This is a genomic window from Acidithiobacillus ferriphilus, from assembly GCF_028215975.1.
In the GTDB taxonomy this organism is placed as follows: domain Bacteria; phylum Pseudomonadota; class Gammaproteobacteria; order Acidithiobacillales; family Acidithiobacillaceae; genus Acidithiobacillus; species Acidithiobacillus ferriphilus.
The window spans coordinates 963,698-984,346 of the sequence record NZ_CP116458.1 but is presented as its reverse complement, the minus strand read 5'-3'; the positions used below and the strand labels follow the sequence as shown (position 1 = coordinate 984,346).

Here is a 20,649-nt window from a genome sequence, read left to right as displayed (position 1 = left end):
CCCCCGTATCCGGCGCTTAATACGCGCTCTCGGCATGAGTCAGCATCCTCAGCATCTCGCTCACCACCGTGCGCATCTGGCGACGATCGACAATCTGGTCAATGGCGCCGTGCTCCAGCAAATACTCCGAGCGCTGAAAACCCTCCGGCAGTTTTTCACGGATGGTCTGCTCGATCACCCGCGGTCCGGCGAAGCCGATCAAGGCCTTGGGTTCCGCAATCAGGATATCCCCCAAAGTGGCCAGGCTGGCAGAAACACCGCCCATAGTCGGGTCGGTGAGCACCGAGATGAAAGGAATCCCCGCCTTGGCCAGTCGCTCCACGGCGGCTGAAGTCTTGGCCATCTGCATCAGGGAAAAAAGTCCTTCCTGCATCCGTGCCCCACCGCTGGCACTGAAGCAGACCAGTGGACAACGTTCCGTCAGCGCCGTCTCCGCCGCCTTGGCAAAGCGGGCGCCCACCACCGAGCCCATACTCCCGCCCATAAATTCAAAGGCAAAGGCGGCGGCCACCACCGGGCGCCCTTTGAGGAGGCCGCGCATCACCACCAGGGCATCTTTCTCTCCGGACTTGGCTTGGGCTTCCTGCAGTCGATCCTTATAGCGCTTCTGATCCTTGAAGCGCAGGGGGTCCACCGGGACGTATTCCTTCGCGATCTCCAGGCGGGGCTCCGCATCGAGGAAAAAATCCAGACGTTGCCGGGCACTGATCCGCTGATGGTGTCCGCAGTGGGGGCAGACGAAAAGGTTCTCCTCCAACTCCGTGCGGTAGAGCACCACCTGACAGGTGGGGCACTTGGACCACAAGCCCTCGGGCACGGTACGCTTATTTTCGGTTGCGCTGGGGGTCGCTATGGGCGCCTTTTTTATTTTGGGCGGCAGCACCCGATCGAACCAACTCATACGCCTCTCCTTTCCGTCGTTCGCACGGCCTGGGCCAGCGGCTCGATAAAGCGGGTGGCCGCCGCAATGGCTTCCTGATCCGTCGCGCACTCCGCCAGTTGATCGACCAGTGCGCTGCCGACGACCACCGCGTCGGCGCCGGCCGCCACCCGTACCACCGTCGCCGCATCGCGAATGCCAAAACCGATGGCCACGGGCAGACCCAACTGCCGACGCAGGTCCTGTACCCGTTGCAAGACTTCCGCCCAGTCCGCCTGGGTTACGCCGGTAATACCGCGCAGAGAAACATAGTACACAAAACCGCTACCCATACTGCGGACGGTCGCCACGCGTTCCGGGCCGCTGGTCGGCGCCAGCAGGAAAATGGGATCAATACCGTGCTGCTGGAGAACGACGGCCTCACCGCGTCCCTCTTCCGGAGTCAGATCGACCAGGATGACCCCGTCCACCCCCGCCGTCGCGGCGGCCTCGGCGAACAAGGTTACACCCATGGCTTCCACCGGATTCAAATACCCCATAAGGATGATGGGCGTGTGGCTGTTGGTCATGCGAAATTCGCGCACCCACTCCAGGACCATGCGCAGCTTCACCCCCCGCGCCAGCGCCCGCTCACTGGCGCGCTGGATGCTGGGACCATCGGCCATGGGGTCGGAAAAGGGCATCCCCAGTTCGATGGCATCGGCTCCGACAGCGACCAGCGCGTGCATCAGGGGCACGGTCGCGGTCAGCGAGGGGTCACCCGCCGTCATAAAAGGAATGAGGGCGGCACGACCCGCATCCTGGTGTTGGGCAAACAACCCGGCCAGACGACTCATAAATGAATCCCCTCGAGAGCGGCGACGGTATGAATATCCTTATCGCCTCGCCCGGACAGGTTAACGATGATGGTCTGATCAGGGCGCATGGTCGGCGCCAGATGGAAGGCATGGGCCAGCGCATGAGCGCTTTCCAGTGCCGGGATGATGCCCTCTGTGCGGCACAGCCGATGGAAGGCGGCCAGCGCTTCTGCATCGGTAGCGGCCACATACTCTGCCCGCCCGGTATCCTTCAGATAGGCATGCTCAGGCCCCACCCCCGGATAATCCAGCCCCGCCGAGATGGAGTGCGTCGGCAGGATCTGGCCGTCTTCATCTTCCATCAGGTAGGTCCGGTTACCATGCAGTACCCCTGGGCGCCCCGTCGTCAGCGGAGCGGCGTGTTGTCCGGTGCCGAGTCCCAGCCCGCCCGCTTCGACACCGATCATCCGCACCGCCTTATCTTCGATAAAGGGATAAAACAGACCGATGGCATTACTGCCTCCACCCACACAGGCGATCAGGCAATCGGGGAGCCGTCCTGTCAGTTCGAGGCACTGGGATCGAGCCTCGTCACCGATCACCCGGTGAAATTCCCGCACCATGACCGGATAAGGATGCGGTCCCGCGGCCGTCCCGATTACGTAAAAAGTGCTTTCGACATTGGTTACCCAGTCACGCAAGGCTTCGTTGAGCGCATCTTTCAGGGTACGCGTACCACTGCTTACCGCCGCCACCCGCGCGCCCAGCAAACGCATGCGAAACACATTGCTGGACTGCCGCTGGATATCCTCTTCGCCCATATACACCAAGCATTCCATACCATAGCGGGTCGCTACCGTCGCTGTGGCTACGCCATGCTGCCCTGCGCCCGTCTCGGCAATTACCCGTTTTTTGCCCATACGCCGGGCGAGCAGAGCCTGACCGACGGCATTATTGATTTTGTGTGCACCGGTGTGGTTAAGGTCTTCCCGCTTGAGGTAAATCTGCGCCCCCCCCAGTTCCCTGGAGACACGCGCCGCATGACAGAGCGGATTGGGACGACCGACAAACTGACGCAACTCATTGTGCAGCTCGGCACGAAACTCCGGATCCCGTTGCGCCTCCTGGTACGCGTGCTCCAGTTCCGCCAACGCCGGAATCAGCGTTTCTGCAACAAAACGCCCGCCGTAAGGCCCATAGTGCCCGAATGCGTCCGGCAAAGCATAAGTTTCCATTTTCTCTCCCTCAGGCACCGCGCACCCGCGCAACAAATTGTGCCATTTTGTCATGATCTTTGCGTCCGGGCGACATCTCCACCCCGCTGCTCACATCTACCGCATAAGGCCGGGCGATGGCGATAGCTTCGGCAACATTTCCGGCGTTCAGCCCGCCGGCCAAAATCCAGGGCTTACCCAGATCCGATAGCCGCCACCAGTCGAAGCTCTGGCCCGACCCCCCCCAGACTCCTGGCACTGCGCAATCCAGCAATAGTCCTTGCGCGTCATGATAAGCATCCACCGCGGGTCGCAGATCTTGCGCCGCCGTCACCCGCACTACCTTGATATAAGGCCGGTCAAAACTGCGACAGAAGGATGGTGATTCATCGCCATGAAATTGCAGGACATCCAAAGGGTATTGCCGCAGAGTTGCGGCCACTTCGGTAGCATCTGCGTTGACAAAAAGGCCAACACGGGTGATGAAGGGCGGCAAGGCAGTGAGGACTTCCTGGGTCCGCGCAGCATCCAAAGCCCGCGGGCTTTTTCGATAGAATACCAGTCCGATGGCATCCGCACCGACGGCCGCCGCCGCGCGCGCGTCCGCTGCATTCGTGATACCGCATATCTTGATACGTACCATCAGCGCATTCTAACACCGCGGCATGCAGAAAGCATGAGTGCGGTTATCCGGTCGCGTCCGTTAATGCCCCATCAAGAAACCGGCGTCCACCGCATCCACCGGCAGCCCGAACTCCGCAGGGTAACGCGGCGCCACAAAATAGAGGCCGTCCGGTGGGGCCGTAACGCCGGCCTGACAGCGATCGCAACTGGCCAGCACCTCTGCTGCCCAGTCCGCGGGTCGGTCACCTTTGCCTACGGCAATCAGCACTCCCGCAAGATTACGCACCATGTGATGCAAGAAACCATTAGCCTCGGCATCAATGGCGATCAGATCGCCCCGACGCGTGACTTGCAGTCGGCACAAATTCCGTATGGGGCTTTTGGCCTGACAGGCAGAGGCGCGAAAGGCGGAAAAATCATGGGTGCCCAGTAGGGTTTGCGCTGCCACCTGCATGGCCTCCACATCCAAAGGGCGATATATCCAAGCCGTGTGGTTCCGCCATAATGCTGGTTTTTCACGCTGATTGAGAATCATATAACGATAACGCCGCGCCATGGCGGAAAAACGGGCGTGGAAATGGTCCGGGACAGCCTGGGCCCAACGTAGTGCCACGCCTTTGGGTAAGCAGGTGTTGGCACCACGTACCCAGGCCTCGGGGGGACGCACGACCGGGCTGTCAAAATGCACCACCTGACACAGGGCATGCACCCCCGTATCGGTACGCCCGGCGACAATGACGGTGATCGGACACTGGGCCACATGACTCAGCGCTGTTTCCAGAACACCTTGCACGCTTTCCTGATCCGACTGGCGTTGCCAGCCACAGAATCCATGGCCATCGTATTCAAGCCCCAAGGCCCAGCGGGTGCCAGACATTGGCATAACGGATTCCATCACCAAGCGCGGCTTAAAGCGTTTTCAGCAACTGCCTGGCTTCTTCCTGCTGAGCGCTGCTGCCTTCCCGCGTCACTTCCATGAGCAAATCGCGCGCCGATTCGCCCTCTCCCATTTCCACATAGGCCTTGGCCAGATCGAGCTTGGTACCGACCGCATCCCAATCCGCAACATCATCCTTGGCAGGATATATTTCCCCGGCGGCTGGAGTTTCCCACGCGGCGAGCGATCCTTCTGAATTTGAATCGATATCCAGCGTCTCATTGGTCTCGCGTGTCTCATCCATCAACCGGAATTGCTCGTCAATGTCTTGCAGAAGCCGGGCTTTCTCCTCCGGCGGGAATGCTTCTTCTGCCGCGGCAGTCGGCTCCACTGGAGCATCGCCAAAGTGGAAATCCAGCACATCCAAGGGAGCATGTGCCGCGGACTCTTCCACAGGCTCGGCAGGCAACGATGTCTCCTTGACGGGTTCGGAAACCATCGCCGTCGTCTCCTCCGCGGAGCCGGTAAAGAGCGCATTGCCGGGGAAAAGCCGTGCCCCTTGCAAGGCCACTTCCTGCCACACAGCATTATGCGGTCCGAAACGCCCCCGCATGCGTTCAGCGAGGTCCAGATACGCCTCATGGCGATCCAGATTGGCATAAATATCGAGCAGTTTGACGTACAGCTCCTTACGCCGTGGGTTCGCTTCGAGAGATTCATTGAGCACGGAAACTGCCTGTTCCGCCTTACCGTAGGTCAGGTAGAGGTCGGCCTGTTCAAGCGGATCGACTTCCGCGCCGACGTATGCATCCTTGGCGCTTTCCTCCGGATGATTTGCAGATACGGCACGACTTGGCAGGGCATCGTGTACGGGTGTGCCGACCGCGGCAGGCTGGATACTCGACGGAGACGATACAACGGGGGTAGGCGCAGGCGCCGCACTAGGCACCGGCGTGGGAGACTGGGGTTGCGGATTCGCCCCTTTCGGTGCTGCGCTCAAAGTAGAAATTCGCTGCGCAATCTCGCGCTGGCGCCGTTCCGCCTCTTTTTGACGACGCAGCATCCAGAGAAACAAAAGCAGCAGCAGAATATTGCCGCCCACCGATACGAGCAGCGGAAAGTCATTAAAAAATCCGCTGTTATCCGTCGTCCGGGAAAGGGTTGCGAGTTGCGCTTCCTGACTGGCCAGCAGCCGCGTCTCTGCGTTCAGGCGCCGCCCCAGGCTGGCCACCTCGGCCATCAATTTTTGCTTGTCATCACGAAGTACCGTATCCGCCATCGGCGACTGACCTGTTGTGGCAACAGATGTGGCGCTGGCTACAGCAGCGCTAGCCGCAGGCGCACTGGAAAGTACCAGATGCGTCGAGTTGCCGGCGGTTTTCACCGCTGCTGGCACAGCAGCGGTCGGTACAGAAGCGGGGGGCATTGCAGCAGGCGCAGCAGCAACAGACGCACTGTTTCCTGCGCGCTGAGCAGACAACCAAGCGCTGGCCTGCGCGGGCGAAACGGACTGCACCTGTGCCAGACTGGGCACCATCAGCATGCTTCCGGCATAAAGATATGCAGGATTGCCGCCCTTAAAGGCCCGCGGGTTGGCCTTCACCAGAGCGGCCATGACCTGGTCAAGGGTGACCGCGCTACTGCGTGTGATATCTTGAGCCGCCTGGAACAGAGATCCATTGACCGGCACCGGGCCATAACGGTTCACCCTGGACCAACCATGATAGATGCGGGCAGGTACTGCGTGGCGGTCGGGCTGCGGCATTGTCGGCGGGGTGCTGTGCTGCGGAGCAGACATCATCATGGTTCGGGGTGCGGAAACAACGTTGGCTCCAGCGTTGTATGCGGCGTATTCACGTACCATCTGCCCTCCCGACCAATCCATCTGCACCAGAAAATGCAGCGCTGGCTGGGTCAGTGGCAGTGGACTACTGATCAATATGGCCGGTCTATCGCCACTTCGCACCGTAAAGTGCCAATGATCCAGCACGCTCGCCTTGGGAAGATTGATCATTGCGAAGGCGCTGGCAGGTGCCAGACCAGCACTGAGACTAGCTTCACTTTGCGGATTCAACGACTGTATGGAAATCTCTGCACGAAAGGGTTCTCCCGGCGCCGAAAGCACATGCAGCCCGCCAAGCCCCAGCGCCTGCGCCATGCCCGGCAAGAGGAGACCCATGCCAGCCATGACCCACAACCAGTTCTTCCTATCCATCATTATCTTCCTCGTTTTGGTAACAGACGCGCAACTCGGCAAACTATGGGATTGCCCATAACATCCCTATAAATAGTCGCGAACCAGCAACTCTGCAATCTGTACACTGTTCAGCGCCGCCCCTTTGCGAATATTGTCGGCCACCACCCAGAAATTGATTCCACGTTCATGGGAGCAATCGCCGCGAATGCGACCTACATAGGTGGCATCCTGCCCCGCCGCATCCAACGCTGAGGGCCAGGTAGCGTTGCTGCGATCATCGACGACAACGACACCCGGCGCCTTCTCCAACAACGTGCGGACGGCCTCTGGCGTAATCAGTTCACGGGTTACCACATTGACTGCTTCGGAATGGCCGTAAAACACGGGCACTCGCACACAGGTGGCGGTCAGCGCGATATCTGGAATCTCCAGGATCTTACGACTCTCCCAAAGCATTTTCATCTCTTCCTTGGTGTAGCCGTTTTCCTGAAAAACATCTATTTGCGGCAGACAGTTGAAGGCAATCCGCTTGGGGAAGACCTCGGCAACACCCTCTTCATGACGAAAAATCGCCAGGGTTTGCTGCCCCAGTTCTTCAATCGCCCGCCGGCCCGCACCGCTGACCGCCTGATAAGTCGCGACCACCACGCGCTCGATGCCCGCCACGTCGGCGATGGGTTTTAGCGCCAGTAGCATCTGGATAGTCGAGCAATTGGGGTTGGCGATAATGCCGTGGCGCCGGTAATCGGCAATCCGCTGCGGGTTCACTTCGGGCACCACCAACGGAATTTCGTCGTCGTAGCGGAACTGAGAGGTGTTGTCGATGACCACACACCCGGCGGCCACTGCCTTTGGGGCATACTCCGCGCTGACCTTGGCACCGGCAGAAAACAGCCCGATATCGGCCTGCGACCAGTCAAAAGTCGCCGCATCGCACACCAGAACCTGCTTACCCATGAAGGACAGGCGCCCCCCCGCCGAATGGCTGCTGGCCAGCAGATAGAGTTTATCCACCGGAAACTTCCGCTGCTCGAGAATTTGTAGCATGGCCTCACCAACAGCTCCGGTAGCTCCCAGAATAGCCACGTTGTATCGTGATTTTTGCATCTGCGTATCAATCCTTCAGGTTCAGGGCGTTGACCACCGCGGCACCCATGGCTTTGGTGCCGATTACCGGCGTTCCCGGCGCTGCGATATCCGCAGTGCGCAAGCCCTGATCCAGCACTCGCTGCACTGCCGCCTCCACCCGTTGCGCCCAGGGTTCGGCGTTGAGGGAATGCCGCAGCATCATCGCCACGGATAGAATCGTGGCCAGGGGATTCGCCTTGTCCTGCCCGGCGATGTCCGGCGCCGAGCCATGGATGGGTTCATACATCGCCCGACCCTCGCCCAGTGAAGCCGAGGGCAGCATGCCGATGGATCCGGTCAACTGACTGGCCTCGTCGGAAAGAATGTCGCCGAACATGTTGCCGGTCAGCAGCACGTCGAACTGTGCCGGGGCGCGGATCAATTGCATGGCGGCATTATCCACATACATGTGGCTGAGCTGCACATCGGGATAGTCCCGCGCCACCTCGGTGACCACCTCGCGCCACAGACGCGTGGTCTCCAGGACATTGGCCTTGTCCACCGAGCACAACTGCTTGCGACGCCCCTGGGCAGCACGGAAGGCCACATGGGCGATACGGCGAATTTCATCCTCGTCATAGACCATGGTGTTAAAGCCGCGGCGCTTGCCGTCGATGACTTCCAGACCGCGTGGCTGGCCGAAGTAGATATCCCCGGTCAGCTCGCGCACCACCAGGATATCGACGTCGCGCACCAGCTCCGGGCGTAGGGGCGAGGCATCCAGCAACTGCGGAAAAATCTGCGCGGGACGCAGGTTCGCATAAAGGTCCAGGCCTTTGCGCAGACGCAGCAGTCCCTGTTCCGGGCGCTTGGCGGGTGGATACGCGTCCCAGCGGGGGCCGCCCACCGCACCCAAAATGACTGCATCCGCCGCCATGGCCAATTGCAAAGAGGCCGCTGGCAAGGGATCATCGCTGGCATCCAGCGCGGCCCCGCCCACCAGGCCTTCGGTACAACGCAGGCCAAGATGGGCGGCCTGATCCACTGCATCCAGCACTTGCCGGGCGGCTGCCACGATTTCCGGACCGATGCCGTCACCGGCGAAAATGGCTATTTTTTTCATACCAGATCCTTTTTCATCACGACGCGAATAATAAAAGGGTTTTCCGTCCCCGGATGGGGGTTTTCGGGAATATGGGTAAAGGGATAGACCCCGGCCCCAAGACCATGGGTATCGGCGTTGACAATGGCCTGATCTTCCGGCGTGGCCGTTTCCGGTTTCAGTAGAGTCAGGCGCAGTCCCACCGCGCCTTCGCGCTGCCGGGCGGCTTCCACATACATGCGCCGGGTAATCTCGGCGTGCAGCACCCGAAAAAAACGCGCCACGGTGTCAGCATCCACGCCAAAGCGCACCCGCAATCCGGCCTTTGCCACCAATTGCTGGGCGCTAACGCGCGGCATGTCCCGGAGGAAATCACCGCTCCGCGCCGTCTCCAGCAGAATCCGACGCAGTTCGGGGTTTTCCGGAAACAAACGGAAGCCGTTGTAGTGCAGGATAAAAAGGGGCTCCGGCAAGGGGAGTTCCGCCACCCGGTCCTGCGCCGGGATACCCGCATCTATCACGACTCCGCTAGGCGGGGCGACAGGCTCCGTCCTGCCCCGCAACCAATTCCACATAACCGCTCCGGGTTTTACTCAGAAAAGAATTGTGGAAGGATAGCATAGGCATTACCAGCAAGGCACGACACCCGTGAACCCGTCCATCAGCACCCCCCCCCCCTTATACAGACCCAACGCAGGGAACGCACACCAACGGCTACCGGTCACCGGAATCATTCTGGCCGGTGGCGCCGGTCGGCGCATGGGTGGGGCGGATAAAGGCTGGCTGGACTGGCAGGGAAAACCCCTGATTGAGGAGGCCATCGCCATCCTGCACGGGGATTGTACCGACATCGTCATCAGCGCCAACCGCAATCTGGAGCGTTATGCACAATGGGGGTATCCGCTCGTCTCTGATCCGCTGGCAGATTTTCAGGGTCCGCTCATGGGCCTGGCCGCCGGGATGCGTGCCGCGACACAAGCCTGGGTAGCCAGTATCCCGGTAGACAGCCCCTATTTACCCCAGGATATCGTGCGCCGTATGTGGCAGGCCAAAGGCGGACATGACCTGGTGGTAGTGCGCAGCGCCGACCATTGGCACGCAGTCATCTGTCTGTGTCGCCGCGCTCTGCTGCCCCAGCTACAGCGTTATCTGGACGGCGGCGGGCGGCGAGCGCAAGGCTGGTTCCAGGACCTCTCTTTTGCCGGTCTTACCCTGCCCGCCGACTTGCTGCGTAACTGCAATCATCCAGAGGATATGACATGAAAACGCTCTGTGTAGTAGGATATAGCGGTAGCGGTAAGACCACCCTGCTCTGCGCCCTGATTCCCTTGCTGCGCGGATATGGACTGAAGGTCGCCGTCGTCAAGTCGACTCATCATGATGTGGACTGGGATGTACCGGGAAAAGACAGTTATCGTTTACGGGAGGCAGGTGCAGATACCGTATTACTGCAGGGTCCGAAACGCTGGTTTATGAGCCGACCCGCGCCGGCGGAAGTCAACCTGGAGACCATCAGCGCCAGCCTGCAACCACTGCCAGACCTTCTCCTGTTAGAGGGAAACAAGGCACTGGCGGTGCCGAAAATCGAAGTGCATCGGCCAAGTCTCGGGCGTCCCCTGCTTGCGGCGGATGACCCCTGCATCATGGCCGTGGCGACAGATAGCGTTCTGGACATTCCCGGCGTTCAACTGGACCTGAATACGCCATCCGCCATCGCGCAATTCATCCGGCAATGGATAAAAAAGGAAGATTAAACATGGCTCACTGTTGTGGTGGTAACGAACATGATTCCCTGGCTAAAAGTGTCGCCGATGCACGGGATACCATCCTCGCGGCCAGCCTGCCGGTGCAAGGTACCGAAAGCATCCATCTCGGCAATGCGTTGGGACGGGTACTGGCCACGGACATTCATGCCCCTGCCAACGTGCCCGCCTGGTCCAATTCGGCCATGGATGGCTACGCCCTGCGCAGCATTGACGGCGATGCCGTACGACGCATCATCGGCCAGTCCTTTGCCGGACATCCCTTCAAGGGGCATGTCGGTGCCGGTGAGTGTGTACGTATCATGACCGGTGCCGTGGTCCCGGAAGGCGCGGATGCCGTGCTCATTCAGGAGCAGGCAGAAGTCCACGCTGATCAGGTCACTCCGCAGGTGGTCAGCAAGACGGGAGCGAACATCCGCCAGCCCGGTGAGGATCTGCAGGCCGGGGCCCTGGCCCTGGAAGCCGGAACCTGGCTGCGTCCCGCCCAAATCGGGCTGCTCGCCAGTCTGGGCGTTGCTGAACTCACCGTGTATCGCCGTCTGCGGGTCGCATTTTTCTCTACCGGCGATGAGTTGCGCCCACTAGGCGGCGCGCTGGGTCCAGGACAAATCTACGACAGCAACCGTTACGCCCTGCACGGCATGCTGCAACGCCTCGGCTGTGAAATCCTTGATCTCGGGCGTATCGTCGACAATCCTGAGCAGATCGAAGAGGTCCTGCACAGCGCCGCAACCATGGCCGACATGGTGATCAGCACCGGCGGCGTCTCCGTGGGCGACGCCGACTACATCGCCGAACTTCTCGGTCGCCTCGGCACCATCAATTTCTGGAAAATAAACATGAAACCCGGGCGTCCTCTGGCTTTCGGACAACTCGGCAACGCCGCCTTCTTCGGTCTGCCCGGCAACCCCGTTTCCACCATGGTGACTTTTTACCAGTTTGTACGCCCCAGCATCCTCAAGCGCATGGGCAAAGCGGCACCCTGGATCGCTCCGCTGGTACAGCTTCCTTTGGCAGAGGATCTCCAAAAAAAGGGGGGACGCACCGATTTCCAGCGCGGTCGGCTGCTGCTGACCCCCACCGGGCTACAGGTAAGGGGGATTGGTCAGCAGGCCTCCCATATCATGAGTGGAATGGCCCATGCCGACTGTCTGATCATTCTCGCGGCCGAAGCGGAGCATGCCAAGGCCGGCAGCCTGGTCGACATACAGTTGCTGGAAGGGCTCGTCTAGGCTGGCTTAATCCAGACCATGACGCGCCCTGTAGGGCGTCGAGTGGCTGAGATGAAAGCGGAAGTTGTCAGCGTAGAGCCGCTGTAGTGCGGGATTTCCCCGAAATATCAGGAGATTCTCGGCGTTGGCCTGCTCTGCCGCCTTGCTGAAATTAAAGCTGCCCGTGATCAGCGTCCCCGAATCGATCACCATCACCTTGTTATGGGCAATAGCGTGCTGGTCATCAACGTAAACAGGCACACCCTGGTTGGCGAAAAAATCGGCCACCGAATATTTCTGGGTGCGCTGGCTTTTATCCAGCACCACCTTCACCTCGACCCCCCTTTTGGCGGCGCTGAGCACGGCCTTGGCGATCGGCGCGCTGGTGAAGCTGTAGGCCTGCACCCAGATCCGTTGCTTCGCCTCGCCAACTGCCTGCACAATAGCCGCCGTCGCCCCGCCCGGCGGCGAGAAGGCCACCTCAATCGTCCCCTGCGCCGGCACTGTCGCGGGCAGGCGCGGCACCGTGGCGGTGGTCGCTGCCCACTGATTTTGGCCCCAACTTTTTAACGATTGCCAGGTACCAGCACTGTCAGCGTGTGCTGCGGCAGCGATAGATGCCAGCAACAGTCCATAAACCAGCACACTGCTCGCCCGCTGCGGACCGCGCATTGACCTGGATTTTCCTTTTACATTCATCCGCACGATTTGCTGGATTTCACCTTTGCCCTGCTGGGATTCGCGGCATTGGCAATAGGGCTCAGTCACCACGGGATTCGCCTGATGGCTTATTATGGCCGGCACGCTTGACGCATGCAGATCGCTATTCCGTGACAATTCGGCCCTTTCCATTGATTTTGACCTGGTACATACGGTTGTCGGCCAGCTTGATCAGGTCGCTCCAGTTTTTGCCGTTTTCGGCTTGCAATTCGGCGATGCCCCCGCTCATCCTTATGGGTTGCCCGTCCGGCTTCTGCACGGTGCGTCCATCGAGGATGACCTGCAGGCGCGCCTGAGCCTGCCCGGAATTCGCATAGGGCATCACTATCACAAACTCTTCACCACCCCACCGTATCACGGCATCGCCCGTCCGTACCCCGGATTGCAGCAGTTGTGCCACCTCCTGAAGTACCCGATCCCCTGCCTCGTGACCCCAATTGTCATTAACCCCCTTGAAGTCATCCACATCCAGCATGGCGATAGAGAGTGAATGGGGATGGCGCTCGGCCTGAGCAAACAACAGGGTCAACAGCTCTTCGCCAGCGCGCCGGTTAAACAACCCGGTCAGGGGGTCCGTAGAAGATTGCACGAAGAGTCTTTTCATGCCCTGAAGCTGGCTCATGGCGGCCAGGGTGGCAACACTGGCTACCAGCATCAGGTCAATGAGCTCTGGTAGAATTCGAGGGTCCTGCCGCAGCCATAAGGGCAGTGCAAAAACCGTAAGGAGAGAAAGAGTGAAAGCCAGGGTTTCCAACAGAACCATGGGAAACACCCCGATACTCGCCATGAGTATAAAGGGTAGATAAGTATACTTATCGAAGTATTCCGCCGCGCCATTAAGCCGGGAATGGGCAAGTAATGCGTGTGAAAAAAGGAAGAAAAAAGCGGGAATCAAAAAGAGTATGACCATAGCCAACCGGGCGTGCCGCTGTGTCGGACTGCACCTGCAAAAAAAGGCCAATACGGCAAATGCCACGGCCACGAGAATCCGTCCGCTATCGAGAAGGATGAACAGAGGATGCGGGAGCAGCAGATCATCTACAGCGATCCGGAATGGAGCGAGAATTGCCAGCAGAGCGGCAATGATACGGACACGGGAGAGGATGAAACGCGCCCGTTCGCGCTGGAAAAGATAAGGATGATTGAGACTGGAAAAGAGATCTCGCCATTCTCCCGGGGCCAGGAGGAGAAACGATTGTATGGAACGCGGCACGGCTGCCACTATGGCGTTATCGGGCATGCGCATGGCCGGTGGATAGTCGTGGAAACCTCATAATTAGCATATTCTCTGGCAAAGGATGACGTAGTGGGGGCGAGCTAGGCGGCCCATCCGAGCACATACGGATGTTTTCACGTATACAGCCTGACATAGCGCCAAATTATCACCTTTATTCCAAGACATATCCATCCAGCAGCGGGGATTGAGCCCCTGCGGCGATGAAGGCTATCCTTTTGGATCAGCACTGCCGAGGAAATGACCAGTTTCTAAGCACATGGCGAATCCCTGACTTGCCCTGAAAGAAAGGAGACACATGATGATATTTCGACAGATGTTTGAAGCGGAATCTTCTACTTATACCTACCTGTTCGGTTGTACTCAGACGGGACAGGCGATCCTGCTGGATCCCGTACTGGAAACCATGGAGCGGGATTTGCAAGTGCTTCAGGCGCTGGGTCTGCACCTGGTCTACACCCTGGAGACCCACATTCATGCCGATCATGTCACCAGCGCCTACAAGCTCAAATCGGTTGTCGGAAGCCGGATTGCCGGTCCGACCATGGACCAGCTTCCCTGCACAGATTTTGGGACCATGGAGGGACAAGCATTCAGAGTAGGCAGCCTCACCTTTTCTCCACTGTTCACACCCGGACACACCGACACCCACCATAGTTATTTGCTGAGTGAGGGCGATAGTCAACGAGTATTTACGGGCGACGCGCTGCTGATTGATGGCTGCGGACGCACCGACTTTCAGAATGGCGATGCAGCCACTCTTTATCGGTCGATCCGGGATAAGTTATTCAGCCTGCCGGACGAAACCCTGATCTATCCAGCGCACGATTATCAGCATCGACACGTTTCTTCTGTGGCACAGGAAAAAGGGCGGAATCCCCGGCTGGCGGGCAAAAGCGTGAAAGAGTTCCAGGACATCATGGCGAACCTGAATCTGGCCTATCCAAAAAAAATAGATTATGCGGTACCCGCCAACCGACACTGCGGTGAGTGCCCTACCGAGCTGCCAGAGAATATGCGGCGTTTGTGTGACCCCTCTCCACAGGGATAATAGATCTGAGCTCTGGGCTATGGACTTGGCGGGCCACCACTCAAGCCCCGATGCGTAAAGGAATGCGCTTGCGTCCGAAACTCCCCGGCCGGGCCTCGAAATGTCCGGCAATAGAGTGGCCACAATGGGGACAACGACTCTCCGGAGTCAGGTGATAAGACAATATCTGATACCAGTCGCGGACGATCAATGCCGCCCCGCATCCGGGACAAAAAGTGCTATCGCCCTCCTGATCATGCACATTTCCGGTATAGACATAGTGCAAACCCGCCGCCATGGCCACGCGGCGTGCCCGCACCAGGGTATCTGTCGGCGTGGCGGGCACATCCGACATCCGGTAATCGGGATGGAAAGCGGAGAAATGAAGCGGTACGTCAGGACCCAGATGCTCCATAATCCATTCCGCAGCCGCACGGATTTCCGCCTCGGAGTCATTATGACCCGGGATAAGCAACGTAGTTATTTCCAGCCAGGTCTGAGTTTCCTTGACAATATACTCCAGTGTTTCTAACACGGGAGCCAGATGCGCTCCCGTCAGTTTGAAGTAAAACTCGTCGGTAAAGGCCTTGAGATCGACGTTGGTTGCGTCCATTTTGGCGAAAAACTCCGCCCGCGGCTGCGTATGGATGTAGCCAGCGGTAACGGCCACGGTCTTAATGCCGGCGGCATGGCAGGCATCCGCCGTATCCATGGCGTATTCGGCAAAAATAAGCGGGTCATTATAGGTAAAGGCCACACTTTTGGCAGCCAGCGACAGGGCAGTTGCCGCGATGCCCGCAGGACTCGCCTGGTCCTGGAGCCGGTCCATCTCGCGAGACTTGGAAATATCCCAGTTCTGGCAGAACTTGCAGGCCAGGTTGCAGCCCGCCGTACCGAAAGAGAGCACACTGCTGCCGGGGTAAAAATGATTCAGGGGTTTTTTCTCAATGGGGTCCATGCAAAAACCCGAGGAACGCCCATAGGTGCTGAGGACCATGGTATTGCCCTCCCGCATCCGCACAAAGCAAGCCCCGCGTTGCCCTTCCTGCAGGCGGCAATCGCGCGGACAGAGGTCACACTGAATGCGTCCATCTGCGAGATTATGCCAGTAGCGGCCGGGATGCGTTATAAGCGCTTCTTTATCCATCGCTCTTTCTGTCTACGGTCGGCCCTTCACGCCATTTCTCGACCATATAGCGGTACACCTCTATGTTTACAGACCAGAAATCCGCAGGCAGGCCCGCCTTGTGCTTCAGCGCACGCAGAAATTCCCGTGGCTGGGGGAGTTCGTCCCATACCTGCGGGAGAAAGGTGCCGCGATGCACCCCATGGCTTAAAACCAGCCCATCCTGATGGGGTTGTATTTGCTGCAACAGGCTCTCTTCGCTGTCAAAATGCATGCGTTGCAGCGAAGAAAGTAATGAAACCTCCACCTCCATCTGTGACCACTCCTCCGCGCCCAGCGGCGGGAAACGCGGGTCCTCGAAGGCCGCCGCCAGGGCATTGGCGCGCAGGTCCATCCCAAGGGGACGGTAGGCTTGCAGGCTGCCGATGCAGCCTCGCAGGCCCTGAGGTCCAGTCAGCGTTACAAAGGTCGCACCGGGCCGCTGCGCCCAGTTCGGAACAGCCGCCAACTCGGCGGGCAAACCCAACGCCCCGGCAATCGTAGCGCGGGCCAAATGCAACAGGCATTTCCCGGCTTCCGGTGGAAGCCCACTGGTCTTTTCATCAGCATCCTGCATGGTCACGGTTTTCTCCGTAAAAAGCTACCGCGGCATAGCCCACCACCACATCACGGGACCCCGCCGTATCACCCGAGTTACACAGCCCCACCAGACGTGGGTGCAGGTGGTGCTTGCGGGCGACCGGGAGGAAGCCATTGATGGGCGTAGCGCCGCAAGCCTGCTCGTGGTCTATGGGTGTGGAATCGAAGTGCAATATTTCCTGCACCGTATGGCGGTCTATCGCACGGGCTTCGGCGTAGGGATGGTAGTGAGAGAGGTCGGAGCTGATAACGATGACTGTCTCCTCGCCACCCCAGAGCTTCTCCAGAACCTCCGCCACCGCCTCTGGCCGGGCATCTCCCACCACCAGAGGAATGATGCTGACGCCATCCAGCACTTCCTGAATAAAAGGCAATTGTACTTCCAGGGCATGTTCCTGGGCGTGCGCGGTCGGCATTTCCCGGACCTGGGGCAACCCGGCCAGTGCCTCCGCCCCCGCCGGATCCACCGCGACATTACCCAGCGGCGTTTGCATGGCCTGGACCCCAGGAAGAGCGAGACCGCGGAATGGCACACGATGCGCCGGCCCCAGAAGCACCACCCGGCGGATGTGCCCCCGCCCCTTGGCCAACAGGGCGTAACCGGAAGCGGCTACCGCTCCCGAGTAGATGTAGCCCGCATGAGGGACGATAATGGCCTTGGGCCATGAGACAGCCGCCACGTCACCGGCATGTTCAGCCCTGGCCAGCAAACGCCCTACTTCGGTCCGCAAAACGGCAGCCTCGGCAGGATAAAACGTGCCGGCCACCGCTGCCGGTCTGACGAGATTCATGAAATACCCCCCGGCCGCTATAAGGCCAACACCTCCATATCACACTACATGAGGATGGGAAAGGATTTTTTCAAGCCAGCGGCAACCACCAGGCGAGCGCCAGCAGAGTCACCAAAAGCACCGGCGGTGTGATCAGCAGCCCAATCCTCATATACTGGCCCCAGGTGATGGTGACCCCCTTGCGACCCAACACATGCAACCACAATAAGGTGGCGAGACTGCCGATGGGTGTAAACTTCGGACCCAGATCACAGCCGATGATATTGGCGTAGACCATGATCTCGTGAATCATGGGATCCGCTGCGGCTGGCGCGTGGTGAATGGCCAGTGCGCCCACCAATACCGCTGGCATGTTATTCATCGCCGAAGAAAGTAGTGCCGCCAGGAAACCCATACCCAGTGCCGCCGCGATCCGCCCATGCGCGCCAAACCAAAGCAGGGCCTGTGTCACATAGCCCGTCAGTCCGGCGTTACGTAACCCGTACACCACCAGGTACATACCCAAACTGAAGACCACAATTTTCCAGGGCGCTTCCTGCAAAACCTTACGTATGGGAATCTGCGCGCCGCGCCCACCCTGAAACCAGCGGCCAGCCAGGGCAAGCAGAATCAAGGCACCCGTAACAGTGACCACAGAGACGGGCATCTGCCACTGCGCGGTCACAAAATAGGCGATGAGCAACAAAATCAGCACCGGGAAGCTGGCACGGAACACCAGATGGTCTTTGATCGCCGTTGCCGGCTCCGGGAGGTGCGCCGTGCCGTAATGCTGTGGCAGCGTCCGCCGAAATGCGATCCAGAGCACCAGCAGCGTCGTCGCCAACGCCACCAGATCTACCGGAATCATCACCAGGGCGTAGCGATCAAATGAAATATTGAAATAGTTGGCGCTGACGATATTAACCAAATTAGAAATCATCAGCGGCAGGCTGGTGGTGTCGGCGACAAAACCCGTGGCGATGACAAAGGCAAAGGTGGCGGCCGGGGTGAACTCCAGTTGCAGCAAAATGGCCATCACAATCGGGGTCAGGAGCAAGGCGGCGCCATCATTGGCAAAGACTGCAGCGATGGCCGCGCCGAGGATAACAATCAGCGGGAATAAGAGCCGCCCCCGCCCACCACCCCAACGCGCCACGTGCAACGCCGCCCAGTGAAAAAAACCCGCTTCATCCAGAATCAGCGAAATGATGATGAGGGCCACAAAGGTAAAAGTGGCGTCCCAGATGATGTGCCAAACTACGGGGATATCACTCCAGGTGATGACACCAGTCGCCAGCGCCAGCGCCGCCCCGCCCATGGCACTCCAGCCAATACTCAGCCCCTTGGGTTGCCAGATCACCAATATCAACGTTGCCAGAAAGATCAGTACCGCCAGCATGGGCCCGTCGCTCCGCAGAAGATTCAGCGCGTAGTCTTGACGAGCGGTCAGTTCATGTCAATACTTCCACGAAAGTTCGTGAGTTGATTTATGGATGCCACAGAACAACGGAATCGAATGGTAATTTGCTTGGAGGCACTCGCGTCGCCGGTACGGCTGGATATTTTCCGGTTCTTGGTGGAGCAGGAGCCTGTAGGCTTGGTATCTGGCGAAATTGCCGAGCATTTGGGGCAAACGCACAATGGTATTTCTTTCCATCTCAAGTCTCTGCAACATGCAGGACTGGTCACGGTACAGCGGGAGGGGCGCCACCAACGTTATCGCGCGGTCATGCCCGTAGTCTGGACCTTGGTGGCCTATCTCAGCGAAAATTGCTGCACAGCGGGCGTGGCACCATCAATGCAGACAGTGCCAAACGCAGAGGAAAATTGTGCTAGTCAGATTTCTTAATATGGCTCAGCATGTTCAGCAAGGTCTTGCGCAGTCGCTCGGCTGCTGTTTGGAGAATGCCGATCTCGTTCGTTTCTGTCTGTTCTAGCGATTGTTCCAATCGCTCTCCCAGAGAAATTGCCCGCAGCCGCTGCGCCAATTCCACTACTGGAGCAAGAATGCGCCGCTCGACAAAGCGTTTCAGATTGAGTCCGATCAAAAGAAATACCAAAGCACTCAAGATTAGAGATGCACCGAGCGTAATCGCCGCGATGCGCAGCGTGCTTGTTACGTTGTAACCAAACACGGCCAGGCCCAGCGGTTTCTTATCATATCCCGTCAGAGGCATCACGAAGAGATGGTAAAACTCACCATCCTTAAGCCTGGCTATGCCACTGTAGTTCGCGCGCAGCATATGGGGATGTTGGGCAATATATTCCTGCAGATCAGGAGAGCTAACATAGCTAACCAAATTATTTCCCGGCATTTTTCCATTAACATCATCAGGCGAAGCAGCGTTGTGATGGATCAGGACAGCAATACCGCTCCCTGGAATATCATGCAATATGCGGCCATATAACGAGGCAATGGGCAAACTGACCTGCGCAACCCCGATCGCAGTACCGTCACTAGAAAGCACAGGAGCGACACCACTTACAGAATAGCCAACAAGCTTCAGCAGTCCCAGACTGGCCACTGGCAGGCCGGTCTTTATTACCTGAGAGATATCTGGACGAGGGATTATATGATCCCCAAAAAATGTTGGTTTATTAGCGCGATACAATACATGCTGGTTGGCGATAAACACCACGACGGCGTGGCCGTATTGTGACTTGAGCACGCGATACAAGCTATCGGACTCTGCGCCAAGTTGAGTACGTTGACTCGCAGAAGGTGCGGTAGCAAAGGCAGCCACCACTCCTGGATTGCCTGCCAGAGCGCTGGCAGCGCCAAGGACCTGCTGCGCATAACCCGCTGTTAACTGATGAAACTCATTGCGTATGGCAGAAAGCTCCTGATCTTCCGCCTGACGAATCAGCAAATACTGTCCCAATGCGAGAATACCAAGCACCAACAAAGCATTAAGCAATACTGCGGGTATGAAGTGCCGTAAGAATTCCCGAGTCAATGTATTTTCGCGCGCCATCTTAATTCTCCATCCAAAATATGCTCAATCATGATCAAGAAATATCTGGGAAAACGTGTCTTCATCAAGCCCATAGTGCCCGCGCTTTGCGGTCGGTGGCGGTGGCGGTGGCGGCGGCGGTGGCGGTGGCGGTGGCGGTGGCGGCGGCGGCGGCGGTGGCGGCGGCGGTGGCGGTGGTGGTGGTACATCAGGTTGCTGAGATACGAATGCCGCCGCCTCTTGGCTGGCGCGGGCCTCACGGAGACTCTGCAGATGAATAATAGGGTCCTGGCCGAGAAAAGTTTCATCGACTGTCAATAGTGAGAAAATTTCCTGTATCAAGGCCTTGCGCGCGTTCTCTGAGAGGCTCGACCCGATTTCTTTGCGTACAAACTCAATGCTGGTCGTGGTCGGTGTGCGCAGAGCACCTCCCATGTACGCGG

22 protein-coding genes are annotated in these 20,649 nt (G+C 58.7%); 6 read left to right on the top strand and 16 right to left on the bottom strand.

Annotation, left to right across the window (positions count from 1 at the left end; translation table 11 throughout):
- Nucleotides 1-16: 16 nt before the first annotated feature.
- From accD to PJU76_RS04810, 9 genes are all read right to left on the bottom strand, one after another.
- Nucleotides 17-901 (bottom strand): acetyl-CoA carboxylase, carboxyltransferase subunit beta, encoded by an 885-nt coding sequence (accD, locus tag PJU76_RS04850; RefSeq protein WP_215860401.1) that lies wholly within the window; start codon nucleotides 899-901, stop codon nucleotides 17-19.
- Nucleotides 898-1,716 (bottom strand): tryptophan synthase subunit alpha, encoded by an 819-nt coding sequence (gene trpA / locus PJU76_RS04845; protein WP_271780717.1) that lies wholly within the window; start codon nucleotides 1,714-1,716, stop codon nucleotides 898-900. The genes accD and trpA overlap by 4 nt, the downstream gene beginning before the upstream one ends.
- Nucleotides 1,713-2,912, bottom strand: coding sequence for a tryptophan synthase subunit beta (gene trpB / locus PJU76_RS04840; RefSeq protein WP_271780716.1), 1,200 nt, complete (start codon nucleotides 2,910-2,912; stop codon nucleotides 1,713-1,715). Before trpB ends, trpA begins: the two co-directional genes overlap by 4 nt.
- Before the next feature lie 10 nt (nucleotides 2,913-2,922).
- A complete protein-coding gene (locus PJU76_RS04835) occupies nucleotides 2,923-3,534 on the bottom strand; it encodes a phosphoribosylanthranilate isomerase (RefSeq protein WP_271780715.1) in 612 nt (203 codons plus the stop codon).
- Nucleotides 3,535-3,594: 60 nt separating this feature from the next.
- Nucleotides 3,595-4,398 (bottom strand): tRNA pseudouridine(38-40) synthase TruA, encoded by an 804-nt coding sequence (truA, locus tag PJU76_RS04830; protein ID WP_271780714.1) that lies wholly within the window; start codon nucleotides 4,396-4,398, stop codon nucleotides 3,595-3,597.
- A gap of 25 nt (nucleotides 4,399-4,423) precedes the next feature.
- Nucleotides 4,424-6,610, bottom strand: coding sequence for a FimV/HubP family polar landmark protein (locus tag PJU76_RS04825; RefSeq protein WP_271780713.1), 2,187 nt, complete (start codon nucleotides 6,608-6,610; stop codon nucleotides 4,424-4,426).
- Between the two features lie 63 nt (nucleotides 6,611-6,673).
- The gene (locus PJU76_RS04820) at nucleotides 6,674-7,696 is read right to left on the bottom strand and encodes an aspartate-semialdehyde dehydrogenase (protein WP_271780712.1); all 1,023 of its coding nucleotides are present in this window, start codon (nucleotides 7,694-7,696) and stop codon (nucleotides 6,674-6,676) included.
- 7 nt (nucleotides 7,697-7,703) lie between these two features.
- Nucleotides 7,704-8,780, bottom strand: coding sequence for a 3-isopropylmalate dehydrogenase (gene leuB, locus PJU76_RS04815; protein ID WP_271780711.1), 1,077 nt, complete (start codon nucleotides 8,778-8,780; stop codon nucleotides 7,704-7,706).
- The gene (locus tag PJU76_RS04810; protein WP_215849191.1) at nucleotides 8,777-9,334 is read right to left on the bottom strand and encodes a hypothetical protein; all 558 of its coding nucleotides are present in this window, start codon (nucleotides 9,332-9,334) and stop codon (nucleotides 8,777-8,779) included. The genes leuB and PJU76_RS04810 overlap by 4 nt, the downstream gene beginning before the upstream one ends.
- Before the next feature lie 73 nt (nucleotides 9,335-9,407).
- On the opposite strand from PJU76_RS04810, the gene mobA reads away from it, so the two are divergent.
- The 3 genes from mobA to moeA are packed head-to-tail and all read left to right on the top strand — an operon-like array spanning nucleotide 9,408 to nucleotide 11,754.
- Complete coding sequence (gene mobA / locus PJU76_RS04805) at nucleotides 9,408-10,022, top strand: molybdenum cofactor guanylyltransferase MobA (RefSeq protein ID WP_271780710.1); 615 nt, start codon at nucleotides 9,408-9,410, stop codon at nucleotides 10,020-10,022.
- On the top strand, nucleotides 10,019-10,513 hold the full coding sequence (gene mobB / locus PJU76_RS04800) for a molybdopterin-guanine dinucleotide biosynthesis protein B (protein ID WP_271780709.1): 495 nt from the start codon (nucleotides 10,019-10,021) through the stop codon (nucleotides 10,511-10,513). Before mobA ends, mobB begins: the two co-directional genes overlap by 4 nt.
- Nucleotides 10,514-10,515: 2 nt before the next feature.
- Nucleotides 10,516-11,754, top strand: a complete 1,239-nt coding sequence (gene moeA, locus PJU76_RS04795) for a molybdopterin molybdotransferase MoeA (protein WP_271780708.1) — start codon at nucleotides 10,516-10,518, stop codon at nucleotides 11,752-11,754.
- Nucleotides 11,755-11,760: 6 nt separating this feature from the next.
- Here the strand turns inward: moeA and PJU76_RS04790 are convergent, their stop codons facing one another.
- Both PJU76_RS04790 and PJU76_RS04785 read right to left on the bottom strand, forming a co-directional pair.
- Nucleotides 11,761-12,405 (bottom strand): phospholipase D family nuclease, encoded by a 645-nt coding sequence (locus PJU76_RS04790; protein WP_271780707.1) that lies wholly within the window; start codon nucleotides 12,403-12,405, stop codon nucleotides 11,761-11,763.
- A 151-nt stretch (nucleotides 12,406-12,556) separates the two neighbouring features.
- Nucleotides 12,557-13,693, bottom strand: coding sequence for a GGDEF domain-containing protein (locus PJU76_RS04785; RefSeq protein ID WP_271780706.1), 1,137 nt, complete (start codon nucleotides 13,691-13,693; stop codon nucleotides 12,557-12,559).
- A 292-nt stretch (nucleotides 13,694-13,985) separates the two neighbouring features.
- Here PJU76_RS04785 and PJU76_RS04780 point away from each other — a divergent pair, with 292 nt between their 5' ends.
- Complete coding sequence (locus PJU76_RS04780; protein WP_271780705.1) at nucleotides 13,986-14,738, top strand: MBL fold metallo-hydrolase; 753 nt, start codon at nucleotides 13,986-13,988, stop codon at nucleotides 14,736-14,738.
- A gap of 40 nt (nucleotides 14,739-14,778) precedes the next feature.
- On the opposite strand, the gene amrS is transcribed toward PJU76_RS04780, so the two are convergent.
- From amrS to PJU76_RS04760, 4 genes are all read right to left on the bottom strand, one after another.
- Nucleotides 14,779-15,864, bottom strand: a complete 1,086-nt coding sequence (gene amrS, locus PJU76_RS04775) for an AmmeMemoRadiSam system radical SAM enzyme (RefSeq protein ID WP_271780704.1) — start codon at nucleotides 15,862-15,864, stop codon at nucleotides 14,779-14,781.
- Complete coding sequence (amrA, locus tag PJU76_RS04770; protein ID WP_271780992.1) at nucleotides 15,857-16,459, bottom strand: AmmeMemoRadiSam system protein A; 603 nt, start codon at nucleotides 16,457-16,459, stop codon at nucleotides 15,857-15,859. Before amrA ends, amrS begins: the two co-directional genes overlap by 8 nt.
- A complete protein-coding gene (amrB, locus tag PJU76_RS04765) occupies nucleotides 16,446-17,273 on the bottom strand; it encodes an AmmeMemoRadiSam system protein B (RefSeq protein ID WP_271780703.1) in 828 nt (275 codons plus the stop codon). Before amrB ends, amrA begins: the two co-directional genes overlap by 14 nt.
- A 70-nt stretch (nucleotides 17,274-17,343) precedes the next feature.
- On the bottom strand, nucleotides 17,344-18,651 hold the full coding sequence (locus PJU76_RS04760) for an arsenic transporter (protein WP_271780702.1): 1,308 nt from the start codon (nucleotides 18,649-18,651) through the stop codon (nucleotides 17,344-17,346).
- 117 nt (nucleotides 18,652-18,768) lie between these two features.
- Between PJU76_RS04760 and PJU76_RS04755 the strand changes: the two genes are divergently transcribed.
- On the top strand, nucleotides 18,769-19,101 hold the full coding sequence (locus tag PJU76_RS04755; protein ID WP_226854932.1) for an ArsR/SmtB family transcription factor: 333 nt from the start codon (nucleotides 18,769-18,771) through the stop codon (nucleotides 19,099-19,101).
- Here the strand turns inward: PJU76_RS04755 and PJU76_RS04750 are convergent.
- Nucleotides 19,085-20,227: a cache domain-containing protein gene (locus PJU76_RS04750; protein ID WP_271780701.1), complete on the bottom strand. Its 1,143-nt coding sequence runs from the start codon at nucleotides 20,225-20,227 to the stop codon at nucleotides 19,085-19,087. The genes PJU76_RS04755 and PJU76_RS04750 overlap by 17 nt on opposite strands.
- 86 nt (nucleotides 20,228-20,313) lie before the next feature.
- Here PJU76_RS04750 and PJU76_RS04745 point away from each other — a divergent pair, with 86 nt between their 5' ends.
- Nucleotides 20,314-20,487, top strand: a complete 174-nt coding sequence (locus PJU76_RS04745) for a hypothetical protein (protein WP_271780700.1) — start codon at nucleotides 20,314-20,316, stop codon at nucleotides 20,485-20,487.
- The last annotated feature ends 162 nt before the right edge of the window (nucleotides 20,488-20,649 follow it).